Origin of the sequence: Methylobacterium sp. 77 (assembly GCF_000372825.1) — a bacterium.
In the GTDB taxonomy this organism is placed as follows: Bacteria; Pseudomonadota; Alphaproteobacteria; order Rhizobiales; family Beijerinckiaceae; genus Methylobacterium.
Genome location: NZ_KB910516.1, coordinates 1,967,059 through 1,990,422 on the forward strand (window position 1 = coordinate 1,967,059; position 23,364 = coordinate 1,990,422).

The window sequence follows — 23,364 nt, forward strand, 5'->3', positions numbered from 1 at the left end:
TGCCCACGGGAGCGACATGTGTGCTCCGCCACTATCCTATCCGGCGGCGCGTTGCCAGCAGCACGGCGCGCCCGCCCGCATTTGGCGAGCCGGCTGCCGGATTGTCGGGCATGAGCGCGTCTCCGTCTCCCTGGTGGTCGCCGCATCGCCATGCCGACCGGCGCCCTGCCCTGCTCACGCGAAACCGCATCGTCGCCTCCCTGCGCGGGCATTTCGCGGCCCGTGATTTCGTGGAGGTCGAGGCGGCGGCCCTCCAGGTCTCGCCCGGCAACGAGGCGCATCTCTCGGCCTTCGCCACCTCAGTCATCGGCAATGACGGTGCGGAATCCCGGCTCTATCTCCACACCTCCCCCGAATTCGCCTGCAAGAAGCTTCTGGCGGCGGGCGAGACGCGGCTGTTCAGCCTCGCGCGGGTGTTCCGCAACCGCGAGCGCGGCCCCCTGCACCACCCGGAATTCACCATGCTCGAATGGTACCGGGCCGGGCAGGATTACGAGGTGCTGATGCGCGACTGCGCCGAGATCCTGGCGCTCGCCGCCGAGGAGGCGCAGGTCCGCACCCTGCGTTTTCGCGGACGCGAATCCGATCCCTTCGCGGCTTTCGAACGTCTCACCCTCGCCGAGGCCTTCGAGCGCCATGCCGGGATCGACCTCCTGGCGACGATCGCCGCCGATGGCAGCACGGACAGGGATGCACTCGCGGCCGGGCTCGCGGCCCGCGGCCTGCGAGTGGCGCCCGACGATACCTGGGCCGACCTGTTCAGCCGCGTGCTCGTGGCGTCGATCGAGCCGAAGCTCGGCGATGGGCGGCCGACCATCCTCTGCGAGTATCCGGTGAGCGAGGCGGCCCTCGCCCGCCCGAGCCCCCGCGATCCGCGCGTGGCCGAGCGGTTCGAGCTCTATGCCTGCGGCGTCGAACTCGCCAACGCCTTCGGCGAACTCACCGACCCGCACGAGCAGAGGCGCCGGTTCGAGGCCGAGATGGCGGAGAAGGCGCGGGTCTACGGCGAATCCTACCCGATCGACGAGGATTTCCTCGCGGCCCTCGCCATCATGCCGGAGGCGAGCGGCATCGCGCTCGGTCTCGACCGTCTCGTCATGCTCGCGGTCGGCGCGCCGCGCATCGATGACGTGATCTGGACACCGGTGGCAGATTCGCCGGCACTTTCGGGTAGCGCGGCATGAACAGGCCCGTATCCCAAACCTTGACCCGCTCCCTGAAAAACCCCGCGCAGCTCGGCGAGGCCGGGCTCGTCTCGGCCTCCGACCTGCCGGCCTTGCAGGCGGTGGCCGCGCGCTACGCGGTCTCGGTGACGCCGGACATGGCCGAGTTGATCGACCCGTCCGACCCCGACGACCCCATCGCCCGCCAGTTCGTGCCGCGCGCCGAGGAACTGACGACGCGGCCGGAGGAGGATGCCGACCCGATCGGCGATGCCGCGCATTCTCCCCTGCCCGGCCTCGTCCATCGCTATCCCGACCGGGTGCTGCTGAAGCCGCTCCATATCTGCCCGGTCTATTGCCGCTTCTGCTTCCGGCGCGAGATGGTGGGGCCGGACGGGCTCGGCACCCTGAGCGAGGACGACCTCGCCGCTGCCCTCGCCTATATCGCCGCCCGGCCCGAGATCTGGGAGGTGATCCTCACCGGAGGCGATCCGTTCGCGCTCTCGGCCCGCAGGCTCGGGCAGATCGCCGAGGCGCTCGCCGCCATCCCGCACGTCAAGGTCCTTCGCGTCCATACCCGCGTGCCCGTGGTCGAACCGGCCCGCGTCGATGCCGATCTCGTGGCCGCGTTGAAGCGCTTCGAGGGTGCGGTCTACGTCGCCCTCCACGCCAACCACCCGCGCGAGTTCACGCCCGCCGCCCGGGCCGCCATCGCCCGTCTCGTCGATGCCGGTATCCCGATGGTGAGCCAGAGCGTCCTGCTCGCCGGGGTCAACGACGATTCCGAAACGCTCTCGCGACTGATGCGGAGCTTCGTCGAGAACCGGATCAAACCCTATTACCTCCACCACGGCGATCTCGCGCCGGGCACCGGCCATCTGCGCACCGGGTTGTCGGCGGGGCGTGAGTTGATGGAGCATGTGCGCGGGCGGCTGTCCGGCCTCGCCCAGCCGCTCTACGTGCTCGATATCCCCGGCGGTCACGGCAAGGTGCCGGTGGGACCGTCCTATCTTCGCGCCGACGAGGCCGGCTGGCGGGTGACCGATCCGCACGGGCGTGACCATCCCTACCCGCCGGACGCGGAAGAACCGGGCTGAGCCCGCCCCTCGGACGGATCGTTCGCCAGAGACGAGGCTTCAGGTACCCGACATGTTCTTCCCGCTCTCGAAGCTGATCTATTTCGTGATCACGCCCTCGAACTTCTTCATCCTGATCGGGCTCGTCGGCTGCGTCCTGCTGTTCGGCGGCTGGACGCCGCGTCTCGGGCGCGGGCTGGCCCTGCTCGGCTTTGCCGGGCTGTTCCTCGGCGGCCTGATGCCTCTGTCCGCCTGGCTCGCCCTGCCCCTCGAGAACCGCTTCCCGCGCTTTACCGGCGACGATGCGCCGGTCACGGGTGTGATCGTGCTCGGCGGTGCGGTCGAGACCCAGACGACCCTGGCTCGCGGCCAGCTCTCGGTCAACGACGCGGGTGAGCGCCAGATCGCCTTCGCCGATCTGGCCCGCCGCTATCCGCAGGCGCGGCTGCTCTTCTCCGGGGGCAGCGGCCTGCTCGGCAGCGAGGGGACCTCGGAAGCCGAAGTCGTCAGCCGTTTCGCCGATACGCTCGGATTGCCGCGCACGCGGCTGATCCTGGAGGACCGCTCGCGCAACACCCACGAGAATGCGCGCTTCTCGGCCGATCTGGTGAAGCCGGTGGCGGGCGAGCGCTGGCTCCTGGTCACCTCGGCCTGGCACATGCCGCGCGCCGTGGGCTGCTTCCGCAAGGCCGGGTTCGACGTGACCGCCTACCCCGTGGATTACCGTACCTCGGGATGGCGCGACGCGTTGATGCTGAAGACCTACGCATCCGACGGGCTGCTCGTCCTCGACCTGATGATCAAGGAATGGATCGGGCTGATCGTCTACCGGCTCGCCGGCTACACCGATGCAGTGATGCCGGCTCCCCTGCGAATGCCGACCGACCCCGTCGATGGGGCGAGCGCCGGCCCCGCCTAGGCGTCGTCCTGCTCTTCCCCCGCTGACGCGCCCGGCATTCCGAGCCGGTAGATCCCGCGAAAGTCGTCGGGATCGGCGACGGGCTTGCCCTTGCGCAGGATGGCGATGCGGCCTTCCTTGGTGAGGCGCACGGCCATGCGCCGGACCGGCTGCATCAGCGGGCTCCATTTGTCCGGATGCGGTCCGCCGAGATGGCGCGCCACTTCCGAGGGGCAGACGGTCTTGCCCTCTCCCCGCTCGGCGACGAGGCGAAGGATCGTTTCGCCGATCTCCTCCTCGCTGACGGATATGCGCGCTGTGCTCATGACTCGGTGTCCCGCAGGGTAATGTCGTCGTCCTCGACGAGGAGGGCGGCGCGGATGTCGGAGGCGAATTGCCGGCGCCACATGACGCAGACCACCCCCGTCGTGGCGATGATGAGGAACCACGCGCTCACGAACCAGCCGAGATAGGCCAGCGCGAACAGGAAGGCCCGCTGCCCTTTCGCGAAATGGCTGCCCGCGGCGATGTTCATGGCGGCGGCCCGGCGCGCGGCGCGGTCCATTTCGGTGGGCGAGGCACCGGCCCCTTTCGGTGGCACCGCGCCGATGAGGATCGCGCCGTAATTGAACAGGCGGTAGGCCCAGGCGAATTTGAAGAAGGCGTAGACGAAGACCACCGCGAGACCCGCGACCTTGACCTCCCAGGTGACCCTCGTGGCGATGGCGCCGAAGGGCAGCGCGCCGAACAGGGTCAGCACGTCGTCGCTGGAGCGCGACAGGGTCAGCACGCCGCCGAGCGCGATGAGGGAGGTGGAGGCGAAGAAGGCCGTCCCGTTCTGGAGGGAGGCGTTGATCGTGGTGTCGACCACCCGGTTGTCGCGCACGGTGAGCTGGCGCGACCAGTTCTCGCGCTGGCGGTTCATGATCTGGCTGAGGCTCGTACGCCGCCCGCGCATGCGCGCGACCGCCATTCCGTAACCGGCCCATGCGGTGACGAAGTAGAGAAGGCCGGCAATGTCGAGCGGCGAGAAATCCGCGAGGGTCAACGGGTGCGGCATGGGCTCCGATCGGTTCTCGACGCGTGACGGACCGCCCCGGTCCCGGCGGCAAGGCGTCCTGCGGCGTCGGGGGCGACCATAGGGCATCGGCCCGACAGGTGGGACACGAATCTCCCATCCGGGCCGAGCGATGCGATCCGGTCCCCCTGACCGGGCTGGCTATGGATCAGGTTCTCCGAAGACGGAACCCCGCAGGGGGAGGTTCGGCCGTTTCCGTTACCTCGACCGCGTCGACGCGCGCGCTGTCCGGCCCCCGCCGGCAGGCATCGAGCATGGCGGCGACGGCATCGGGCGGCCCGCTGAAGGTCGCCGCGACGCTGCCATCGGCGCGGTTGCGGACATGCCCGCTGAGGCCTCGGCGCTCGGCCTGCCCGATGGTCCAGTCGCGGTAGCCGACGCCTTGGACCCGGCCGAGGATCACCACGTCGACGGTTCTGATCGGCTCCAGGGGACGCTCCTTCCACATTTCTCGACTGCTCCCGGCCGTTCGTCGCCTCTCGATGGGGGCGTGTCTCAGTTTGAAATGCGAGCCTGCCCGGCCGGTTGCGTCCGACGCTCTGCGGACCTTCAGGATGTCTGCCTGCCGGAAGTCAGATGGGCCGAGGATTACAGAGCTTGGCCGAAAGGCCACGACGGCTGCCGGGCGAGTGAAGCAGCTCATCGGACGTTGGTCCGGCCGATCGTTCGCGATCTTTCTCGAAGCCTCCGTCAGATGCACCGGACTTGACTGGAGGCGTCTTATATAACATATTCGTTATATGATTGATTCGTTATATACGTCAGCCCCGTTGGATACGACGTTTGCCGCTCTCGCCGATCCGGTCCGGCGCGGCATTCTCGCCCGCCTCGCGTTGGGGGAGGCCTCGGTCAACGAGCTCGCCGCTCCCTTTGCGATCAGCCAGCCGGCAATCTCGCGCCACATCAAAGTCTTGGAGAAGGCGGGTCTCATCTCGCGCGGCCGCGAAGCGCAGCGCCGGCCGTGTCGGCTGGAGGGCCGCGCGCTCGCCGAGGCCCATGATTGGCTCGAAAACTACCGCAAAGCTTGGGAAGCCAACTTCGCCCGCCTGGACCAGGTGCTCGGCCAGCTGAAGACGGAGGGGGGCAGATCATGATGACATCGAAGCTCGACCTGACCCTGGCAGGGGATCGCGAGATCGTCCTGGCGCGGCGCTTCCAGGCGCCCCGCGCGCTCGTCTTCCGCGCCTTCACCGAGCCGGCGCTGGTCGGCCGCTGGCTGCTCGGGCCGCCCGGCTGGACCATGCCGGTCTGCGAGATCGACCTCAGGGTCGGCGGCGTCTTTCGCTACGTCTGGCGCCACACGGACGGCCGCGAGATGGGTCTCGGGGGAGCCTTTCGCGAGATCGTTCCTAACGAGCGGCTCGTCCATACCGAGCTTTTCGACGCGGATTGGACCGGCGGCGAAACCCTCGTGACAACGACCTTCGCCGAGTCCGCCGGCACGACGAGCGCCCGCATCGCAATCCTCTATTCCTCCCGCGAGGCTCGCGACACCGCGGCCCGTTCCGGGATGGAGACGGGCATGGACGCGAGCTACGTGCAGCTCGACAAGGTCCTGGCCCTACCGGTCACGGCGCCCCGCATCCTCGACGTTACTGAACAACACACGCTGGTTGTCCGCAAAACCGTTTCGTTCGCCGAGATGCGCGCCACGCAGCAGGAGGCCGCGCCGCTGCTCGATGAGGCCGTGCGTGACGCCGGTCTGGCCGACGCGCCCCGCCTCACCGTATGGCGAATGCAGGACGGCAAAGTGGATTACGCCCCTGGTCGCCTCGTCCCCCGAGCTGTCGCGGGCAACGGCGCGGTCTCCGCTTTCCCCCTCCCTGCGGGCCGTGCCGCGCACCTGCGGCTCGTCGGCGGTTTCGAGCATCTCCCGGCGGCTTGGCCGCACCTCTTCGATGCCTGCCGCAGCCACGGCTGGCCCGTCACTGGGCTCAATTGGGAGGTCTATCGGGCCGATGGCGGGACGGACCTTTACGCGCTCCTCGGATGAGCTTGGCAGGCTGAACCGTTTCGCATGCCCCGATTTCCAATTTTTGAGACACATTCGGAAGCGCCGAGTGGTCGGCTTCCTACAAAGCCCCGCCTTTCACCTTTCGTCCCGAGGCTCCGCTTCGGAGATGCGTGTCCGTCGCCTGAAACGACCGAGCGGGGTGCGAAATTGAATGGCCGCGTTCCGGCGATGAGCGGGAAACGGCTCCCCACCTGTCGCGGACCTTCCCCCCGGAATTCAAACCGACACACGCCCCTCGATGGTGCTCTATTGCCCCGGCATGGTGAGGATCAGCGGTCCGTTGCGTGACGCGACGACGGTGTGCTCGTACTGGACCGTGAGGGCGCGCGGCTGGCTGTAGAGGGTCCAGGGATCGTCGCCATCCTCGGCGAAGTCGGCGCCGAGGGACAGGAACGGCTCGACGGTGAAGACCAGTCCCTCCTGCATGATCCGTCGCTCGGAGGCGTCGGGCCAGGTCGCGATCTCGGTCGGCTCCTCGTGCAGCGACAGGCCGACGCCGTGGCTCGCGAGGTTGCGCACCAGGGTGTAGCCGTTCTTCCGCGCGAAGGCGCCGACGGCCCGTCCGATATTGGCCAGAGGCTTGCCGGCGCCGACCTGGCGCAAGCCCGTCCACATCGCCCGGCGCCCGTCCTTGCACAACCGCTCGACCGCGCGCGTCACGGGCGGCACGGCGAACGACGCTCCGGTATCGGAGAAATAGCCGTCCTTCTCGGCAGACACGTCGATGTTGACGAGGTCGCCGGGAGCGATCCTGCGCGCACCCGGAATGCCGTGCGCGATCTCCTCGTTGACGCTGATGCAGGTCGCTCCGGGAAAGGAATAGACCATCTCCGGAGCCGGACGAGCCCCGGCGGCGTCCAGGAACGCCCGCCCGATCCGATCGAGTTCGAGCGTGGTCATGCCGGGCTCGATCGCCTTGCCCATCGTCTCCAGCGTGTCGGCGACGATGCGCCCGATCTGCTTCAGCCCCGTCAGCTCGTCGTCGTTCGACACCGTCATGTCGTTTCCTTTGGTGAAGCCGGCGGAGGCCCGGACCGGACGTTTCTGCCATTCTCGGCGCGCCCGGAAAAGCCGGCGCGAGCGACCGGACGGACGCTCTTCGGATTCCCGCCGCCGCGAACCCCCGTCTCAGTTGCGTGGCGCGCGCAGCCATCGGCGCATCTCCGCGATGTAGGCCGGCGGCAAGGCGGCGGCTTCGGCCGCAGCCAGGACGGGCTGGAGATAATCGGGTCTCGGGACGCCCGCGACGGCGCTGCATCCGAGATAGATCAGGGCGCGCTTCACTCCCGTCGCCGTCGTCACCGGCTGATAGGCCTTCGTATAGAGGCGCCCGGAGACACCCTCGTAGCGGTCGAGAGCCGGGACGTCGGCGAGCGCCAGATCCCACAGGACGCCCCAGACCGTGGAACCGGGAGCCCGCACCACGGAGGCATAGCCCTCCCGCATGATGATGAAGCGGTGCCGGTTGAGCCGGCCGGTGCCGAGCGAGGTCGAGCCGGGGCAGCGCGACGCCATCGCGGCGGCATCCATGTTGGCGCCGTAGGAGAAGTAGAGGGGCATGGACCTGATGTCCCGAGAAGGGAGAGACGGGCGACGGTCGTGCCCGGTTTCGCGATCGTCGTCGGCTTGACCGTTCGGCAACCACGTTTCGCGAGAGGCCCGATCTCGTAAGCCGCTGTCAACGACGATGGCGCAAGACGCCGTGGTCGACATCACGACCAGGGCCTGCCGCGCACTATGCTCCGAGCCATCACCGACGCCACCGCGCCATCCCGCACCGATTTCGACCATGCTCCGAGCGACGAGAGCATCCGGCTCTCGGAACTCCTGGGTGCGCTCAGCCACGCGCTCGACCTCACGGAGGGGCAGCCGGTGGGGCATTGCGTGCGCGCGTGCTGGATCGGCACCCATATCGGCCGCGAGATGGGTCTGGCCGAGCGCGACCTGTGGGACCTTTACTACGCCATCCTGCTGAAGGACCTCGGCTGCTCCTCGAACGCCGCGCGCATCTGCGAACTCTACCTGACCGACGATCTCGCCTTCAAACACGACTTCAAGACCGTGAGCGACCGCCTCCCGCAGGTCCTCGGCTTCGTCTTCTCGCATACCGGCCTGAAGGCGGGCCTCGCCGATCGGTTCCGCGCCATCCTCAACATCATGCAGAATGGCGGCGAGATCGCGCGCGAACTCATCGAGACCCGCTGCCAGCGCGGCGCCGAGATCGCCCGGCGGATGCGGTTTCCCGAGACCGTCTGCGAGGGGATCCTGTCCCTCGACGAGCATTGGAACGGCCAGGGCAAGCCGAATCGCCTCGCCGGCGCGGCGATCCCGCTCTATGCGCGCATCGCGCTCCTGGCTCAGGTGGTCGACGTCTTCCATTGCTCGGCCGGCCGGGCGGCGGCGATGGCGGAAGTGCGCTCCCGCATCGGCTCGTGGTTCGATCCCGACGTCGTCGCGAGTTTCGAGCGCGTGGCCGAGGACGACGCGTTCTGGTCGACCCTCGCGTCGGAACGGATCGAGGAGGCGGTGTTCGCCCTCGAGCCGGGACGGCGGGAGGTCGTGATCGACGAGGATTACCTCGACGATATCGCCCGCGCCTTCGCGCAGGTGGTGGATACCAAGAGCCCCTTCACCGCCGGCCATTCGGAGCGCGTGGCGGTCTATGCCGACATGATCGCCGAGCAGATGGGCTTCACGCCGGAGCGTCGGCGCTGGCTCAAGCGGGCCGCGTTGCTGCACGATATCGGCAAGCTCGGCGTCTCCAACGCGATCCTCGACAAGAACGGCAAGCTCGACGAGACCGAGTGGGAATCGATGCGCAACCACTCGGCCCTGTCCGAGACGATCCTGTCGCGGGTGAAGGCGTTTCGCGACATGGCGCGCATCGGCGGCAGCCACCACGAGCGCCTCGACGGCAAGGGCTATCCGCGTGGCCTGTCCGGAGACGCGATCGCGATCGAGACCCGCATCATCTCGGTGGCGGACGTGTTCGACGCGCTCACCGCCGACCGGCCCTACCGCGCGGCGATGCCGCTCCCGAAAGCCATGGGGATCATGCGGTCGGAGATCGGGGCGTCGTTCGATCCGGCCTGTTTCGCGGCTCTGGAGCGCGCGCTCGACATCGTCGACGGGTTGGCCGAGGCGGCCTGATCCACGCGCGCGCCCGTCGCGCAGGCGCCTCTCCCCGAACCGGTCGAGCGGCAGCGGAGCCCAGACCGGAATTCAGGAAAGGGGACGGTCAGGGACCGCCCCCTCGATTCGCGAACTACGCCCTCAGGCGAATTCGATGATGACGGCGTCGACGGCGAGGCTGTCGCCTTCCTTCGCCGCGATCTTGGAGATCGTGGCGTCGCGCTCGGCGCGCAGGACGTTCTCCATCTTCATCGCCTCGACGATGGCGAGCGGCTCGCCGTTCTTCACCTCCTGGCCTTCCTTGACCAGGATCGCCTTCACGAGGCCGGGCATCGGGCAGAGCACCTGCTTGCCGGAACCGGCATTCTCCTTGATCGGCATCAGGGCGGCGAGTTCGGCCTCGCGCCGGGTGAAGACCCGCGCTTCGGCCGCGGCACCGCCATGCTGGAGCGCCACGCCGTTGAGGAGGCCGCGCACCTGGATGGCGACGCGGGTGCCGTCGATCTCGCCCGACCAGACCGGCTCGCCCGGACGCCAGTCGCTCTCCACCGTCCAGGTCTTGCCGTCCTCGGCGGTGACGACGATCTGCTCGCCCAGATCGTCCACCGTGACCGGATAGGACTGGCCGGCCAGGATCACGATGCGGTCGCGCTCGAAATGGAGCAGGGCCGGATCGCGCATCTGGCCCGAGATGCCGCGCTTGCGGGTATTGAGCTTGTGGTCGATGGCGGCGGCCGCGGCGGCCATGCGCTGGGCGATCTCGCCCTTGGGCTCGGGGGCGACGAAGCCCTCGGGAAATTCCTCGGCGATGAAGCCGGTGGAGATATTGCCCGAGCGCCAGCGCGGATGCGCCATCAGGGCCGCCAGGAACGGGATGTTGTGGCGGATGCCGTCGATGGCGAAGGCGTCGAGCGCCTCGCCCTGCGATTCGATGGCCTCGGCGCGTGTGGGCGCCCAGGTGACGAGCTTGGCGATCATCGGATCGTAGTGGATCGCGATCTCGCCGCCTTCCTCCACGCCGGTATCGTTGCGCACGATGGCGTTGCCGAACGGGCCTTCTTCCGGCGGCAGGTAGGTGGTCAGACGGCCGATCGAGGGCAGGAAGTTGCGGGTCGGGTCCTCGGCGTAGACGCGGCTCTCGACGGCCCAGCCGTTGAGCTTGACCTCGTCCTGGCCGAGGGGAAGCGGCTCGCCATAGGCGGAGCGGATCATCATTTCGACGAGGTCGAGGCCGGTGATCATCTCGGTGACCGGATGCTCGACCTGCAGACGGGTGTTCATTTCGAGGAAGTAGAAGGACTTGTCCTGGCCGGCGACGAACTCGACCGTGCCGGCCGAATCGTAGGCCACGGCCTTAGCCAGGGCCACGGCCTGCTCGCCCATCTTCTTGCGCGTCGCCTCGTCGAGAAGCGGCGACGGCGCCTCCTCGATGACCTTCTGGTTGCGGCGCTGGATCGAGCATTCGCGCTCGCCGAGATAGATCACGTTGCCGTGCTTGTCGCCGATCACCTGGATCTCGATGTGGCGCGGGTCGGTGATGAACTTCTCCACGAACACGCGGTCGTCGCCGAAGGACGAGGCGGCCTCGGACTTGGCGCGGGCGAAGCCCTCGGCGACCTCGTCGGAGGAATGGGCGATGCGCATGCCCTTGCCGCCGCCGCCGGCGGAGGCCTTGATCATCACCGGATAGCCGATCTCGTCCGCGATGGTGACGGCGTGTTCGGGGCTCTCGATGACGCCGAGGAAGCCCGGCACGGTGGAGACGTTGGCGGCGGAGGCCGCCTTCTTCGACTCGATCTTGTCGCCCATCGCCGCGATGGCGCCGGGGTTCGGGCCGATGAAGACGATGCCGGCCTCGGCCAGCGCGCGCGGGAACGCCTCGCGCTCGGAGAGGAAGCCGTAGCCCGGATGAACCGCCTGGGCGCCCGTCTGCTTGCAGGCCTCGATGATCTTGTCGATGATCAGGTAGGATTGGGCGGCCGGGGCGGGCCCGATATGCACGGCCTCGTCGGCCATCGCCACGTGCACGGCGTCCCGGTCGGCATCGGAATAGACGGCGACCGTCTTGATGCCCATCCTGCGAGCGGTCTTGATGATGCGGCACGCAATCTCGCCGCGGTTCGCAATCAGGATTTTCTCGAACATCGGTCCGGGCACTCTGGTCAATCAGGAAAGGTCACGAGCGTCGGCGCGCTCAAGCTCGTTCCCGTTAAAGCAGTTGCGCGGCTTCGCAAAGCTGGACGACCGGAGGATCGTTCTCTTCGTCTGGCATACCATTATTTTCGACATCTGACCGAACGCAGAGCGCGTCAGAGGCGGATCAACGGCCTGTTCCGGCTTCTTCTCGCCGTGGCATCGCAGGGGCGATGCGGCGGCGCGATGCCGTCCCGGCCGGTCGTGTTGTCTCAGGCCGCGTCGCGGAGATCGCCTTCGACGACGATGGCGACGTCCTCGGCCCGGTGGCGGCGGTGGGCGCAGCCGATGGCGAAGGCGACGAGGATCTCGTGGCTCGTCTCGGCTTCGCGCACGATCTCGAAGGCGATGCGGGCGGCGAGCGGGGTCGGGCCGGCATCGCTGCGCAGGGAGCCGACGAGCCAGCGGGCGATCTCGACATCGACATAGCCGGTGGGGCGCTCGCCCCAGACGGCGAAGTTCACGACGGCGGCGCTGACCAGATCGGCATAGGACACGTCGCTCTGCGGCACGGCCCGGTCGAGGGCAATGAGCATGTCGGCTTCGTCGGCATGCGAGATGCCGTCCGGGAGCACGTCGCGGCCGAGGATCTGGACGTCGGCGGCGGTGATGCGGCCGGCGGCGACGACACGGTTACAGAAGAGCTGAAGCGAACGGTTGATCATTGGTTGATGCCTCCCCGGCTTTATTTGCGCCGGTCTGTGTTTCTGCATGTCGATGACTATGCAGGAGGCAACCGTTCAAGGAGTTAACGGCCAAATCTGAATCAACGTTCAGGTTAAAGCCTGCTCACGAATGAGCCTTTCGCAATCGTATCTTTGCCGAACGGCCCCGCCGCGATGGCAGCGGAGCCGGCTTCTCCTCGTCGCTCTCAGCGCACCACGACCTTCGCGCCGATCGGCACGCGCTCGTAGAGATCGACCACGTCGGCATTGAGCATGCGGATGCAGCCAGAGGACACGGCCTGGCCGATCTTCTCCGGCTCGTTGGTGCCGTGGATGCGGAACAGCGTGTCCTTCTTGCCCTCGGCGAGGTAGAGCGCGCGGGCGCCGATCGGGCTGGTGGGGCCGCCCTCGAGACGCTTGGGCAGTTCCGGCCGGCGGGCGATCATCTCCGGCGGCGGGTTCCAATCCGGCCACTCGCCCTTGCGGTCGACATTCGCGGTGCCCGCCCAGGCCATGCCGGCATGGCCGACGGCCACGGGGTAGCGCATCGCCTTGCCGTCCGGCATCACGTAGTAGAGCCGGCGCTCCTTCGTCACGACGATGACCGTGCCGGCCGGCTCGTTCGTCTTGTAGTCGACGGTCGTCCGAGCGATCGCCGGATCGATCGTGGCCTGGGGCGCCTGTTTCAGCCATTCCTTGTCGCGGGCTTCCCCGGTCAGGGCGCCCGGCTGAGCCAGGGCACCGGGCTGCGTCAGCGCGGTGTGCGCGATCGGCGGGGCCAGCGGAGCGTTCGCCGTCTGCGTGTTGCAGGCGCCGAGGGACAAGGCGGACAGGATCGTCGCGGCTCCGAGCGAGCGGCGCAGGTCGATGTCACGGGACGGGAGGAACGACCAGGGCGCGGACGACATGAGAAGAGAGCCTGTCTCGACGCCGGAAGGCATCGAAGAATGTGGTTGATGGACTATTGCGCCATCTAACCCGCAGACTTGCCGATGCGTAATCTCTCGGCCCTGTAACCGTGGCGCATTTGCACCGTATGTTGTGCTCAAAGCACAGTTTAGCCGAGTAGGCCGGCCAGAGACTGTTCGGAGGGATGACGTGACGACCCTTTACGTGAGCCACCCCTCCGCTCTGGATCATGAGATGCCGGAAGGGCACCCGGAGCGGGCGGACCGGATACGCGCCGTCGATGCCGCCCTGGAAAAGGAGCGGTTCTCCGGCCTGCTGCGCGAATCGGCTCCCCGCGCGGAGACGGCGACCATCGCCCTCGCCCATCCCGTTCCCTACGTGGAGGCGATCATCGCGGCGTCGCCCCGGTCGGGCTACGTCCAGATCGATTCGGACACGCTGATGTCGCCTGGCACCCTCGAGGCGGCGCTGCGCGGCGTCGGCGGGGCCGTCCACGCCGTGGACGAGGTGATGGGCGGCGCCTGCGCGAACGCCTTCGTGGCGATGCGGCCGCCGGGCCATCATGCCGAGCGCATGCAGGCGATGGGCTTCTGCCTGTTCAACAGCGCCGCCATCGCCGTGCGCCACGCGCGGGAACGCCACGGGGCCGGCCGCGTCGCGCTGGTGGATTGGGACGTCCATCACGGCAACGGCTCGCAGGACATCTTCTGGGACGACAAGGCGGTCATGTACGCCTCGACCCACGAGATGCCGCTGTTTCCCGGCACCGGAGCGGTGGGCGAGCGCGGCACCCACGATACCATCGTCAACGTGCCGCTTCGCGCCGGCGACGACGGCGCGATCTTCCGCGAGAAGTTCGAGAAGGGAGTGCTGTCGCGACTTGCCGCCTTCGAGCCCGACCTCATCGTGATCTCTGCCGGCTTCGACGCCCACCGCCTCGATCCGCTGGCCAGCGTCCAGCTCGACGAAAGCGATTTCGGCTGGGCCACCCGCAAGCTGATGGAGATCGCCGACCGGCATGCAGGCGGCCGGATCGTCTCGGTGCTGGAAGGCGGCTACAGCCTCGACGGCCTCACCCGGTCGGTGACGGCCCATGTGGATGCGCTGATGGGGCGGTGAGCTTCGCTCACCCTTCCAGCGGCTCGTCGCCCAACAGGTCGATGCCGAAGCCGGACAGGCCGACATAGGAGCGGGACGAGGTCGCGAGGTTGCGGATCGAGACGATGCCGAGGTCGCGCAGGATCTGGGCGCCGAGACCGACTTCGCGCCATTGCCGCACGCGCTGGGCTTCAGCCCCCTCCTCCGCATAAGAGGAGAGCGGCACGCCGGCCGTTCCGTCACGCAGATAGACCAGGACGCCGCGGCCCTCCTTGGCGAAGCGGCGCAGGACGCAGTCGATCTGCTTGCCGCCGCCGATCACGTCCGCCACCACGTTGGACCGGTGCAGGCGCACCAGCACGTCGCGGCCGTCGCCGATCTGGCCCTGGACGAAGGCGAATTGCTGCACCGTCTCGAACGGGGTCGTGTAGGCGAAGCCGGTGAGGTCGCCGAATTCCGACTTCACCGGAAAAGTGCCGACCCGTTCCACCAGCTTCTCGCGCGCCTGGCGGTAGGCGATGAGGTCGGCCACCGAGACGCGCCTGAGGTTGTGCAGCTCCGAGAAGGCCGTGATCTGCGGCCCCTTCATCACCGTGCCGTCGTCGTTGGCGAGTTCGCAGATCACGCCCACGGGCGGCAATCCGGCGAGCTTGCACAGGTCGACCGCCGCTTCCGTATGGCCGGACCGCATGAGCACGCCGCCATCCTTGGCGATGAGCGGGAAGACGTGGCCCGGACGGACGAAATCCGTTTCGCCCATATTGCCGTTGGCGAGCGCCCGCACGGTGTTGCAGCGCTGCTCGGCCGAGATGCCGGTGGTCAGCCCGTGTTTCACGTCCACCGTGACGGTGAAGGCGGTGCCGAGCGGCGCGTCGTTGGAGGCGACCATCGGGTCGAGCCGCAGGCGCCGCGCCTCGGCGCGCGTCAGCGGCGCGCAGACGATGCCGCAGGTGTTGCGGACGATGAAGGCCATCTTCTCCGGCGTGCAGAGCGAAGCCGCGACGACGAGGTCGCCCTCGTTCTCGCGGTCGTCGTCATCGGTGACGACGACGATCTCGCCGCGGGCATAGGCCTCGATGGCCTGCGTGACGTGGGTGTGGGGCACGGGATGTCTCTTGGAATCTCTGGACGGATGGGCTGCGGCGCGCCGGGTCACCCCCGCGTCCCGACCTGCCCCCGATGACGCAGATAGTGATCGGCGAGCACGCACGCCATCATCGCCTCGGCGACGGGGACGGCCCGGATGCCGACGCAGGGGTCGTGACGCCCCTTGGTGACGAGATCGACGTCGCGGTTGTCGTTCGTCACGCTCATGCGCGGCGTCAGGATGGAGGAGGTCGGTTTCACCGCGAAACGGCAGATCAGCGGCTGGCCGGTGGAGATGCCGCCGAGGACGCCGCCGGCATGGTTGGCGAGGAAGGTCGGCGCGCCGGCATTGCCCGAGCGCATTTCGTCGGCATTCTCCTCGCCGCGCAGGGAGGCCGCCGCAAAGCCGTCCCCGATCTCGACGCCCTTGACCGCGTTGATCGACATCATCGCGGCGGCCAGATCCGCGTCGAGCTTGCCGTAGATCGGCGCGCCGAGGCCCGGCGGCACGCCCTCGGCCACCACCTCGATCACCGCGCCCACCGACGAGCCGTCCTTGCGGATGCCGTCGAGATAGCCCTCGTAGAATTTGGCCGTCTCCGCGTCGGGGCAGAAGAACGGGTTGCGGCCGACCTCGTCCCAATCCCATCGCGACCGGTCGACGGCATGCGGCCCCATCTGCACCAGGGCGGCCCGGATGACGATCCCGGCCGGGAGGACGCGGCGCGCGATGGCGCCGGCGGCGACCCGCGCCGCCGTCTCGCGGGCGGAGGAGCGCCCTCCCCCGCGATAATCACGGATGCCGTATTTGGCATCGTAGGCGTAATCGGCATGGCCCGGCCGATAGCTGTCGCGGATCTCGGAATAATCCTTCGAGCGCTGGTCGGTATTCTCGATCTCGAGGGCGATCGGCGTGCCGGTGGTGAGCTGGACGCCGCCGGTGCGGTCGTCGGAAAACACCCCCGACAGGATGCGGACCTGATCCGGCTCGCGGCGCTGGGTGGTGAAGCGCGACTGGCCGGGCTTGCGCCGGTCGAGCTCGGCCTGGATGTCGGCCGCCTCGATGGCAATCCCCGGCGGGCACCCGTCGACGACGCAGCCGAGCGCCACCCCGTGGCTCTCGCCGAAGGTGGTCACGCGGAAGAGGTGGCCGAAGGTGTTGTGAGACATGGCGAGGACGCTCTAGCGCGGGTTTGGGCGGAGTGCCAGCGCCGGGCTCATGCGCCGGGCCGTGCCAGCACCCCGCCGGTCATCGCCTCGCGCACCCCGGTGGTGCTCGGGAAGGTGATCGGCAGGCCCTTCATCGAGCGCACGGCGAGATGCGCGAAGGCCTGGGCTTCGAGATAGGCCGAGGACCAGCCGATGGCATCCGCCGTCGTGATCTCGGCGCGCAGGTGATAGTTCAGCAGCCGCACCAGCTCGCCGTTGCGCGCGCCGCCGCCGGCCACGATCCAGCGGGTCGGTATCTCGGGCGCGTGGTCGAGGGCGCGGGCGACCGAGCGCGCGGTGAAGGCGGTGAGCGTCGCCGCGCCGTCCTCGGTGGAGAGCTGTCCCGCCAGCTTGTGCGAGAACCAGTTGCGGTCGAGGGATTTCGGCGGCCGGCGGAAGAAGAACGGATGGGTCAGGAGCCAGGCGAGCAACGGTTCGTCCGGCCGTCCCCTCGCCGCCGTGCGCCCGCCATCGTCCAGCGGACGGCCGGTGCGCTCGCGCATCCAATCGTCGATGAGCGCATTGCCGGGGCCGGTATCGAAGGCGATGACGTCGCCGTTCGAGGCGATGAGCGTGGCGTTGGCGACCCCGCCGATATTGAGGATGCCGAGGGCTCCCTCGAATCCGGCGGCCTTGGCCAGCGCCTTGTGGAAGACCGGCACCAGCGGCGCGCCCTGACCGCCGGCGGCGATGTCGGCGTGGCGCAGGTCCGACACGACCGGGATGCCGAGACGGCGGCTCAGCGCGGCCCCGTCGCCGATCTGGACGCTCATGCGCTGGTCGGGCCGGTGGACCACGGTCTGGCCGTGGAAGCCGATCACGTCGATATCGGTCGCGGAGAGGCCGTTGGCGGCGAGGAAGGCTTCCACCGCCTCGGCATGGGCGGCGGTGACGAAGGCCTCCGCCTCCGGCAGGCAGCCGGGCCGGTCCTCGCGCGCGACGACGGCCTCCGAATCGGACAGCGCGCGGCGGAGCAGTTCGCGATCCTCGTCGGTATAGCCGCGATAGCCGGTGGGGCCGAGCGGCTCGAGATAGCCGTTATGGCTCCGCACGACCTTCACGTCCTCGCCGTCGGTCTCGATCAGGGCCACGTCGACGCCGTCGAGGGAGGTGCCGCTCATCAGGCCGATCGCCCGCATCATCGTCATGCCGTCTGCCCCGTGCCTTCCGCGGTGAGCCCTGCTAAGAGCCGCCCTTCATTGCACGTGCTGCTATCACGCGGGCGTTTCTCCTGTCCCGTGCCGCGACCCGTCGAATTCGGAACCCCGCATGTCCTCCGCCACGCCCAATCCCGCCGAACCCTTCGCGCCCAGATCCGACTTCCTGCGGATCCTGTCCGAGCGCGGCTACGTCCACCAGGGCTCGGATCTCGCCGGGATCGACGCCGCCGCCCTCGAAGGGCGGCTGACGACCTATGTCGGCTACGATTGCACGGCGGCCTCGCTGCATGTGGGCCACCTGCTGTCGATCATGATGCTGCACTGGCTCCAGGCCACGGGCGGCACGCCGATCACCCTCATGGGCGGCGGCACGACCCGCGTCGGCGACCCGTCGGGACGCGACGAATCGCGCAAGATCCTCACGCTGGAGCAGATCGAGGAGAACAAGGCCGGCATCCAGAAGACGTTCTCGCGCTTCCTCACCTTCGGCACCGGCGGCAATGCCGCGACCATGGTCGACAATGCCGAGTGGCTGACGAAGCTCAACTACATCGAGATGCTGCGCGACATCGGACGCCACTTCTCGGTCAACCGCATGATGTCGATGGACAGCGTGCGGATGCGGCTGGAGCGCGACCAGGAACTGTCGTTCCTCGAATTCAACTACATGATCCTGCAATCTTACGACTTCGTGGAGCTCAACCGCCGCTACGGCTGCATCCTGCAGATGGGCGGGTCGGACCAGTGGGGCAACATCGTCAACGGCATCGATCTCGGCCGCCGTATGGGCACGCCGCAGCTTTACGGGCTCACCTGCCCGCTGCTCACCACGGCCTCGGGCGCCAAGATGGGCAAGACGGCGGCCGGCGCGGTCTGGCTCGATGCGGGCATGCTCAGCCCGTACGATTACTGGCAGTTCTGGCGCAACACCGAGGATGCCGACGTCGCTCGCTTCCTCAAGCTGTTCACGCTGCTGCCGATGGACGAGATCGCCCGGCTGCAGGCACTTCAGGGCGCCGAGATCAACGAGGCCAAGAAGGTGCTCGCCACCGAGGCGACCGCCCTGATGCACGGACGCGAGGCGGCCGACGCCGCCTCCGAGACCGCCCGCAAGACCTTCGTCGAGGGCGCCGTGGCGCAGGACCTCCCGAGCGTCACCGTCGCGCGCGGTCTCCTGGAGGCCGGCCTCGGCGTGCTCTCGGCCTTCGGCCCCGACCACGCCAAGCTCGTTCCCTCCACCAGCGAGGCCCGGCGCCAGATCAAGAGCGGCGGCCTGCGCGTCAACGACGTCCAGATCACCGACGAGAAGGCGGTGCTGACGGCGAGCGACCTGACGCAGGACGGCGTGATCAAGCTCTCCTTCGGCCGCAAGAAGCACGTGCTCCTGCGCGTGGAGTGAGGTCCCGGAGGACTTCCCTTCAGGGCTCCCGAACGGCGCCTCAGTCCCTCCCCCTTCCCGCTATTGGGGGCGGGGCCATGACCGGCTTCAGCGTTCGGTCTCGCCGGCCGGCGCCGCGCCGAGGAGGCCTTCATTGCCGCCGCCGGCGCTGAACAGCCGGCGCAGGATGCCCGGCGCCAGGACGGAGAGCGGGTTCACGCTCACGTCGGGCTTCGACAGGCGGCCCGAGACCCGGAAGTTCAGCGCGAACAGACCCTCGTTGTTGCCGCCGCCGAGAAGCTGGCCGAACAGCGGCACGTGGGAGACGACGTTGTTCAGGCCGTAGAGCGGGACGAAGGTGCCGTTGATGTCGGCGCGTTCCTTGGCCGTGTCGAGGTAGCCGCTCATGGTGAAGCCCATGGCGGCGTTGGAGATCGCGGCGTCGCTGAAGTCGACGCGGCTGCCGATGCGGGTGAAGTTCGCCCGCAGCCGGTCGAAGCTCACGTCGTTGCCGGCATTCTGGATGACCTGCTTGCGGCCCTTGGCATCGACGACTTCGCTGGTCGCCGGTCCCTGCGCCATGATGCTGGACAGGGCCGGCTCGCTGCGCAGCACGAAGTCCCGGATCTGGACCACGCCGGTCTGCGGCCCGTCGCCGAGATTGCTGCCGAGGAGCAGCTTCCCGCCATACATCCGCTTGTAGATGTCGGCGAAGCGCAGGGTCGCCCCGGCATCGGTGGTTTCGATGTTGATCGCGGGGTCTCCGCGGCTCGAACGCGTCACCACGGCGGAGAACCCGGCGCCGTTGAAGCGGCCCTGCAGGCGTCCCGAGCGGATGTCCTTGCCCTTCATCGACAGTTTCGCACTGGCACCCGTCAGGGCCTCGCCGTTGAACCCGGTGATGATCCCGAGGTTGATGTCGGCCTCGACTTCCTTCGCCTGATCGCGGCCGCTCTCCTTGGCGGGCTTGCCGTCCGGTCCTCCGAGCGATTTCAGGAACGGCCGCGCATCGGCCACGGCGCCCTTCACCCCGACCTTGTAGAGGCTGCCGCTGCGATCGATCTGGATGCGCATGTCGTCGCCGGGCGAGAGCTTGAAGCTCGAGAGGTCGGCCCGGTCGAATTGTCCGTCGCCGTTGATCGCGGCCGTGCCGCGCGCGCTGGCGCTGCCGGCATCGAGGACGATGTCGCGCAGGTCCATGGCCCCGCTGGCATTGACCTCGGTCATGACGAAGCCGACGCGGCCCGGCTTGCCGGCCGCCTTGACGAAACCGGGGATCAGCCCGTCGATGGAGGCGCGGCCGAGATCCGCCTCCACCCGGATGGGTGCGCGGGCCGGGCTGCCCTTGCCGATGGCGAGGTTGATCTTCAGCGGGATCGGCCCGGCGAGCTGAGGCGCCACCGGCAGGCCTTTCCGCGCGCGCAGGGCCTCGTCGAGGAGCAGCGTCGCGTTGACCTCGCCCGGCGCACCGGCCTTCGGCTGGCGCAATTCCACGGTGAGCGGCGAGCCGAGCACTCTCCCGTCGCCCTTGAGGGTGAAGCCGCCGCGCTCATAGGCGACGGCGAAGCGGCCGCCTTCCAGCCTCTCCTTGCCGAAGGCCTTGTCGACGGCGACGTCGCTCAGGGTTCCGGTGAGGCTCACGGGCAGGTCGGGCAGTTCTGGGATGCGCTTGAGGTTGAGCGGGAAATCGATGCGCAGGTCCGTGTTGCCCTTGACCGTGGCCGGGTCGATATCGACCCCCGTCAGGCTCTTGAACATCTTGGTCTGCATCAGTGCGACGAGGGCATCCGCCCCGCCCCCGAGCTTCAGCCCGATCTGGGCGACGACGTTCTCCGGCGTGATCTTCGGAATCACGAACGACCCGTCCGTGATGAAGAGCGCCCGGTCGTCGGGCAGCCTGATATCGGCGGTCACGCCGCGGATGCTCGTCGTCAGGCCGGTGATGGTTCCCGCCACGCGCCCGCGTGTCAGGGGCGGAGCGTCGGCGGTCACCGCCAGCGTCGCGTCGGAGACGGAGAAGTCGATATGGACGGCGCCGTCCGGCATCGGCTCGCCCCGCGTGGCGGCGGCGAGTTCGCTGCCGCTCATGTCCACGACGATGTCGACCTTGTCCGCGATGCCGCCCTGGAGATTGTCCACGAGATACTCGCGGGCCGGAGGGGCGACATGCTCCGGCCACAGGCGCAGGGCCATGCGCCCGTCGGTATGGGCGGCGGTGATGTGCAGGGTCAGGCCGCCCTCATCCGCCGTGGTGTCCACCGTGCCGGTGAGACGGCCGGTCGCTCCCCCGGCGCCGGCGACGGTGAAGTCATCGATGGACATGCCGCCGTCGCGTCCGGTCACGTGAGCCGAGAGGGAGTCGAGCTTCACCGGCTTGTCCGACCTGGCGGCGCCCCGCAGGATCGCGTCCTTGCCCGCGAGCGCCAGGGTCCAGGCCGTCGGCCCGCCCACCGGACTCGCGGTCCAGACACCGGCGAGATGCACGGCGTTACCGGCTCCCAGATAATCGATCCTGTCGAGGTTCAGGACCCGCCTCGCCTCGTCCCAGCTGACCGAGGCGGTCAGGCTCTCGATGGTGACCGGGTTGAAGTCCTTCTCCTCGATCAGGAAATTGCCGTCGCTAGTCTTCACCGTCGCGGTCAACGTCTCGACGCGGCCATTATCGAGGGCGACCTCGGTCCTGGCCGAGACTTTCAGGTCGGTCTCGATTGGCAGTTTCGACTGGCCCGAGAGAAGCAGCAGGTCGGTCACCGGCAGGTCGTCGAGGGTGATGACGCCGTTGCGCTTCCCGTTGCCGCCCTCGTGCAGGTCGCCGCCGAAGCGCCATTCGCCGTGGGGGCCGTCGATGCGCAGTTCGAAGACGCGCGAATCCCGCACCGGATCGCGGCGGAACAGGCCGTTCACGTGCTCGAACACGCCGCGCTGGCGGGCATCGTCGTCGATCAGGGTCAGGCGGCCATTGGTGATCCGTGCCCGGTCGAGGGCTCCGACCACACCGGCGGGATCGAGCACGATGCCGAAGATCGAGGCGACGGCGGCCGAGATCGGCGACGTGGTTCCCCGGGTGGAATCGACGCTGGGCAGGGTATGCGGCTCCGCGGCGGCGCGGCTCGGATCGGAGCCGGCGAAGGCGATCGACCCGTCGCGGTGGACGAGCGCGGTCATCTGCAGGTCGCGGAATTCGATGGCTCTCGGCTGAACCGAGAGGTGCAGCAGGCCCCAGCTGTCGAGGCTCACCACCGCCATCGGCGCGCGCAGGACGAGGGCGCCCTCCGGGTTGCGGATGTCGAGCCCGGCGACCTGAAGCGCCAGGGAGTTCTCGGCATCGAGCTCGACGGTGCTGTCGCGCAGGTCCACCTTCCAGCCCGGCCCGATGCTTCCGGCGATGGCCAGGGCCACGCGCTCGGACATGCCATCGATGCGCAAGGGACCGTTGGTGAGACGCCAGACCAGGCCGGACATGCCGATCACCAGCCCGGCGATCAGGACGAGCGAAAGCCATAGCAGGGGCCGCCGCCGCCGGGGCGACCCGCCCCGTCGCAAACCTGTGGCCGTGTCCTGATTCATCGATCCTTGAGCCGCTGGATCGGACGGGCCGCGCGCGCTATCGAGCGGATGTCCGTGGATTCGGGGTTGCCTTGACCCGGCAATCTGTCGGTCCTCAGCCGAGGGTTGCCATACACCCCTCGATCAATGCCGCTTGTGGCACACTATCAATCGGCCGAAAGGAAGGCATCATGCCTCTCGACACCGGAGATCAGGCTCCCGCGTTCACATTGCCGGGTGCGGGCGGTGAGGAGATCAGCCTCGACGCGCTCAAGGGTCGCAAGGTCGTCCTCTACTTCTACCCCAAGGACGACACCAGCGGATGCACGCTGGAGGCGCAAGGATTCAACGCGCTGGGCGAGGCCTTCGGGGATGCGGGCGCCGTCGTGGTGGGCGTCTCGCCGGATTCGGTGAAGAGCCACGACAAGTTCCGCTCGAAATACGGCCTGACCTTTCCGCTGGCTTCCGACGAGAGCAAGGCCATGCTCGAAGCCTACGGCGTGTGGGTGGAGAAGAGCATGTACGGCCGGAAATACATGGGGGTGGAGCGCACCACCGTGCTGATCGACGGGCAGGGCCGGATCGCCCGCATCTGGCCGAAGGTGAAGGTGCCGGGCCATGCCGACGAGGTGCTGGCGGCGGCCCGCGCCCTCGCCTGAACATCGTCCCTCATCGGCAGGGCTCATCAAGGCGTATGGTGAGTCCGCGTAGCGTCGACTTTGCGCTTCGTTAACCCTGTTCCCCTCCAATGGTGCGAAT

General features: G+C 68.4%; 21 protein-coding genes. 9 read left to right on the forward strand and 12 right to left on the reverse strand.

What is annotated here, in order from left to right:
- Nucleotides 1-110: 110 nt before the first annotated feature.
- From epmA to A3OK_RS0109345, 3 genes are read left to right on the forward strand one after another with little or no spacing between them, the layout of a single operon-like run.
- Nucleotides 111-1,184 (forward strand): EF-P lysine aminoacylase EpmA, encoded by a 1,074-nt coding sequence (gene epmA, locus A3OK_RS0109335; RefSeq protein WP_019904602.1) that lies wholly within the window; start codon nucleotides 111-113, stop codon nucleotides 1,182-1,184.
- Nucleotides 1,185-1,204: 20 nt separating this feature from the next.
- Complete coding sequence (locus A3OK_RS0109340; RefSeq protein WP_019904603.1) at nucleotides 1,205-2,260, forward strand: lysine-2,3-aminomutase-like protein; 1,056 nt, start codon at nucleotides 1,205-1,207, stop codon at nucleotides 2,258-2,260.
- Nucleotides 2,261-2,312: 52 nt separating this feature from the next.
- On the forward strand, nucleotides 2,313-3,158 hold the full coding sequence (locus tag A3OK_RS0109345; RefSeq protein WP_019904604.1) for a YdcF family protein: 846 nt from the start codon (nucleotides 2,313-2,315) through the stop codon (nucleotides 3,156-3,158).
- Here the strand turns inward: A3OK_RS0109345 and A3OK_RS0109350 are convergent.
- The 3 genes from A3OK_RS0109350 to A3OK_RS0109360 all read right to left on the reverse strand — a co-directional run bounded on the left by A3OK_RS0109350 (nucleotide 3,155) and on the right by A3OK_RS0109360 (nucleotide 4,663).
- The gene (locus tag A3OK_RS0109350) at nucleotides 3,155-3,463 is read right to left on the reverse strand and encodes a DUF3253 domain-containing protein (RefSeq protein WP_019904605.1); all 309 of its coding nucleotides are present in this window, start codon (nucleotides 3,461-3,463) and stop codon (nucleotides 3,155-3,157) included. The genes A3OK_RS0109345 and A3OK_RS0109350 overlap by 4 nt on opposite strands.
- On the reverse strand, nucleotides 3,460-4,197 hold the full coding sequence (locus A3OK_RS0109355; RefSeq protein ID WP_019904606.1) for a DUF599 family protein: 738 nt from the start codon (nucleotides 4,195-4,197) through the stop codon (nucleotides 3,460-3,462). Before A3OK_RS0109355 ends, A3OK_RS0109350 begins: the two co-directional genes overlap by 4 nt.
- 166 nt (nucleotides 4,198-4,363) lie before the next feature.
- Nucleotides 4,364-4,663: an acylphosphatase gene (locus tag A3OK_RS0109360; protein ID WP_019904607.1), complete on the reverse strand. Its 300-nt coding sequence runs from the start codon at nucleotides 4,661-4,663 to the stop codon at nucleotides 4,364-4,366.
- 292 nt (nucleotides 4,664-4,955) lie between these two features.
- Here A3OK_RS0109360 and A3OK_RS0109365 point away from each other — a divergent pair, with 292 nt between their 5' ends.
- Nucleotides 4,956-5,309: a metalloregulator ArsR/SmtB family transcription factor gene (locus tag A3OK_RS0109365; RefSeq protein WP_036302219.1), complete on the forward strand. Its 354-nt coding sequence runs from the start codon at nucleotides 4,956-4,958 to the stop codon at nucleotides 5,307-5,309.
- Nucleotides 5,306-6,208, forward strand: a complete 903-nt coding sequence (locus A3OK_RS23550) for an SRPBCC domain-containing protein (RefSeq protein WP_019904609.1) — start codon at nucleotides 5,306-5,308, stop codon at nucleotides 6,206-6,208. The genes A3OK_RS0109365 and A3OK_RS23550 overlap by 4 nt, the downstream gene beginning before the upstream one ends.
- 267 nt (nucleotides 6,209-6,475) lie before the next feature.
- On the opposite strand, the gene map is transcribed toward A3OK_RS23550, so the two are convergent.
- Together map and A3OK_RS0109380 are read right to left on the reverse strand one after the other, a co-directional pair.
- Nucleotides 6,476-7,228, reverse strand: a complete 753-nt coding sequence (map, locus tag A3OK_RS0109375) for a type I methionyl aminopeptidase (protein ID WP_019904610.1) — start codon at nucleotides 7,226-7,228, stop codon at nucleotides 6,476-6,478.
- A gap of 129 nt (nucleotides 7,229-7,357) precedes the next feature.
- Nucleotides 7,358-7,789, reverse strand: coding sequence for a gamma-glutamylcyclotransferase family protein (locus A3OK_RS0109380; protein WP_019904611.1), 432 nt, complete (start codon nucleotides 7,787-7,789; stop codon nucleotides 7,358-7,360).
- 177 nt (nucleotides 7,790-7,966) lie between these two features.
- On the opposite strand from A3OK_RS0109380, the gene A3OK_RS0109385 reads away from it, so the two are divergent.
- Nucleotides 7,967-9,379, forward strand: a complete 1,413-nt coding sequence (locus tag A3OK_RS0109385) for an HD-GYP domain-containing protein (protein WP_019904612.1) — start codon at nucleotides 7,967-7,969, stop codon at nucleotides 9,377-9,379.
- 123 nt (nucleotides 9,380-9,502) lie between these two features.
- On the opposite strand, the gene A3OK_RS0109390 is transcribed toward A3OK_RS0109385, so the two are convergent.
- The 3 genes from A3OK_RS0109390 to A3OK_RS0109400 all read right to left on the reverse strand — a co-directional run bounded on the left by A3OK_RS0109390 (nucleotide 9,503) and on the right by A3OK_RS0109400 (nucleotide 13,127).
- On the reverse strand, nucleotides 9,503-11,506 hold the full coding sequence (locus tag A3OK_RS0109390; RefSeq protein ID WP_026597080.1) for an acetyl/propionyl/methylcrotonyl-CoA carboxylase subunit alpha: 2,004 nt from the start codon (nucleotides 11,504-11,506) through the stop codon (nucleotides 9,503-9,505).
- A 260-nt stretch (nucleotides 11,507-11,766) separates the two neighbouring features.
- A complete protein-coding gene (locus tag A3OK_RS0109395; protein WP_019904615.1) occupies nucleotides 11,767-12,219 on the reverse strand; it encodes a hypothetical protein in 453 nt (150 codons plus the stop codon).
- A 206-nt stretch (nucleotides 12,220-12,425) separates the two neighbouring features.
- Complete coding sequence (locus tag A3OK_RS0109400) at nucleotides 12,426-13,127, reverse strand: L,D-transpeptidase (protein ID WP_019904616.1); 702 nt, start codon at nucleotides 13,125-13,127, stop codon at nucleotides 12,426-12,428.
- A 190-nt stretch (nucleotides 13,128-13,317) separates the two neighbouring features.
- On the opposite strand from A3OK_RS0109400, the gene A3OK_RS0109405 reads away from it, so the two are divergent.
- Entirely contained in the window at nucleotides 13,318-14,247 is a 930-nt protein-coding gene (locus A3OK_RS0109405) for a histone deacetylase family protein (RefSeq protein WP_026597081.1), read from the forward strand.
- A 7-nt stretch (nucleotides 14,248-14,254) separates the two neighbouring features.
- Here the strand turns inward: A3OK_RS0109405 and ribB are convergent, their stop codons facing one another.
- The 3 genes from ribB to A3OK_RS0109420 are packed head-to-tail and all read right to left on the reverse strand — an operon-like array spanning nucleotide 14,255 to nucleotide 17,669.
- Nucleotides 14,255-15,331, reverse strand: a complete 1,077-nt coding sequence (gene ribB, locus A3OK_RS0109410) for a 3,4-dihydroxy-2-butanone-4-phosphate synthase (RefSeq protein WP_019904618.1) — start codon at nucleotides 15,329-15,331, stop codon at nucleotides 14,255-14,257.
- 47 nt (nucleotides 15,332-15,378) lie between these two features.
- Nucleotides 15,379-16,482, reverse strand: a complete 1,104-nt coding sequence (gene aroC, locus A3OK_RS0109415) for a chorismate synthase (RefSeq protein WP_019904619.1) — start codon at nucleotides 16,480-16,482, stop codon at nucleotides 15,379-15,381.
- A 47-nt stretch (nucleotides 16,483-16,529) separates the two neighbouring features.
- The gene (locus tag A3OK_RS0109420; protein WP_019904620.1) at nucleotides 16,530-17,669 is read right to left on the reverse strand and encodes an anhydro-N-acetylmuramic acid kinase; all 1,140 of its coding nucleotides are present in this window, start codon (nucleotides 17,667-17,669) and stop codon (nucleotides 16,530-16,532) included.
- Nucleotides 17,670-17,790: 121 nt separating this feature from the next.
- Between A3OK_RS0109420 and tyrS the strand changes: the two genes are divergently transcribed.
- Nucleotides 17,791-19,080 carry a tyrosine--tRNA ligase gene (tyrS, locus tag A3OK_RS0109425; RefSeq protein WP_019904621.1) on the forward strand — a complete coding sequence of 430 codons (1,290 nt, stop codon included), beginning with the start codon at nucleotides 17,791-17,793 and terminating at the stop codon, nucleotides 19,078-19,080.
- Nucleotides 19,081-19,167: 87 nt separating this feature from the next.
- Here tyrS and A3OK_RS0109430 read toward each other — a convergent pair whose 3' ends face one another.
- Entirely contained in the window at nucleotides 19,168-22,626 is a 3,459-nt protein-coding gene (locus A3OK_RS0109430; RefSeq protein WP_019904622.1) for an AsmA-like C-terminal region-containing protein, read from the reverse strand.
- 170 nt (nucleotides 22,627-22,796) lie between these two features.
- On the opposite strand from A3OK_RS0109430, the gene A3OK_RS0109435 reads away from it, so the two are divergent.
- Nucleotides 22,797-23,264 carry a peroxiredoxin gene (locus A3OK_RS0109435; protein ID WP_019904623.1) on the forward strand — a complete coding sequence of 156 codons (468 nt, stop codon included), beginning with the start codon at nucleotides 22,797-22,799 and terminating at the stop codon, nucleotides 23,262-23,264.
- Nucleotides 23,265-23,364 lie beyond the last annotated feature (100 nt).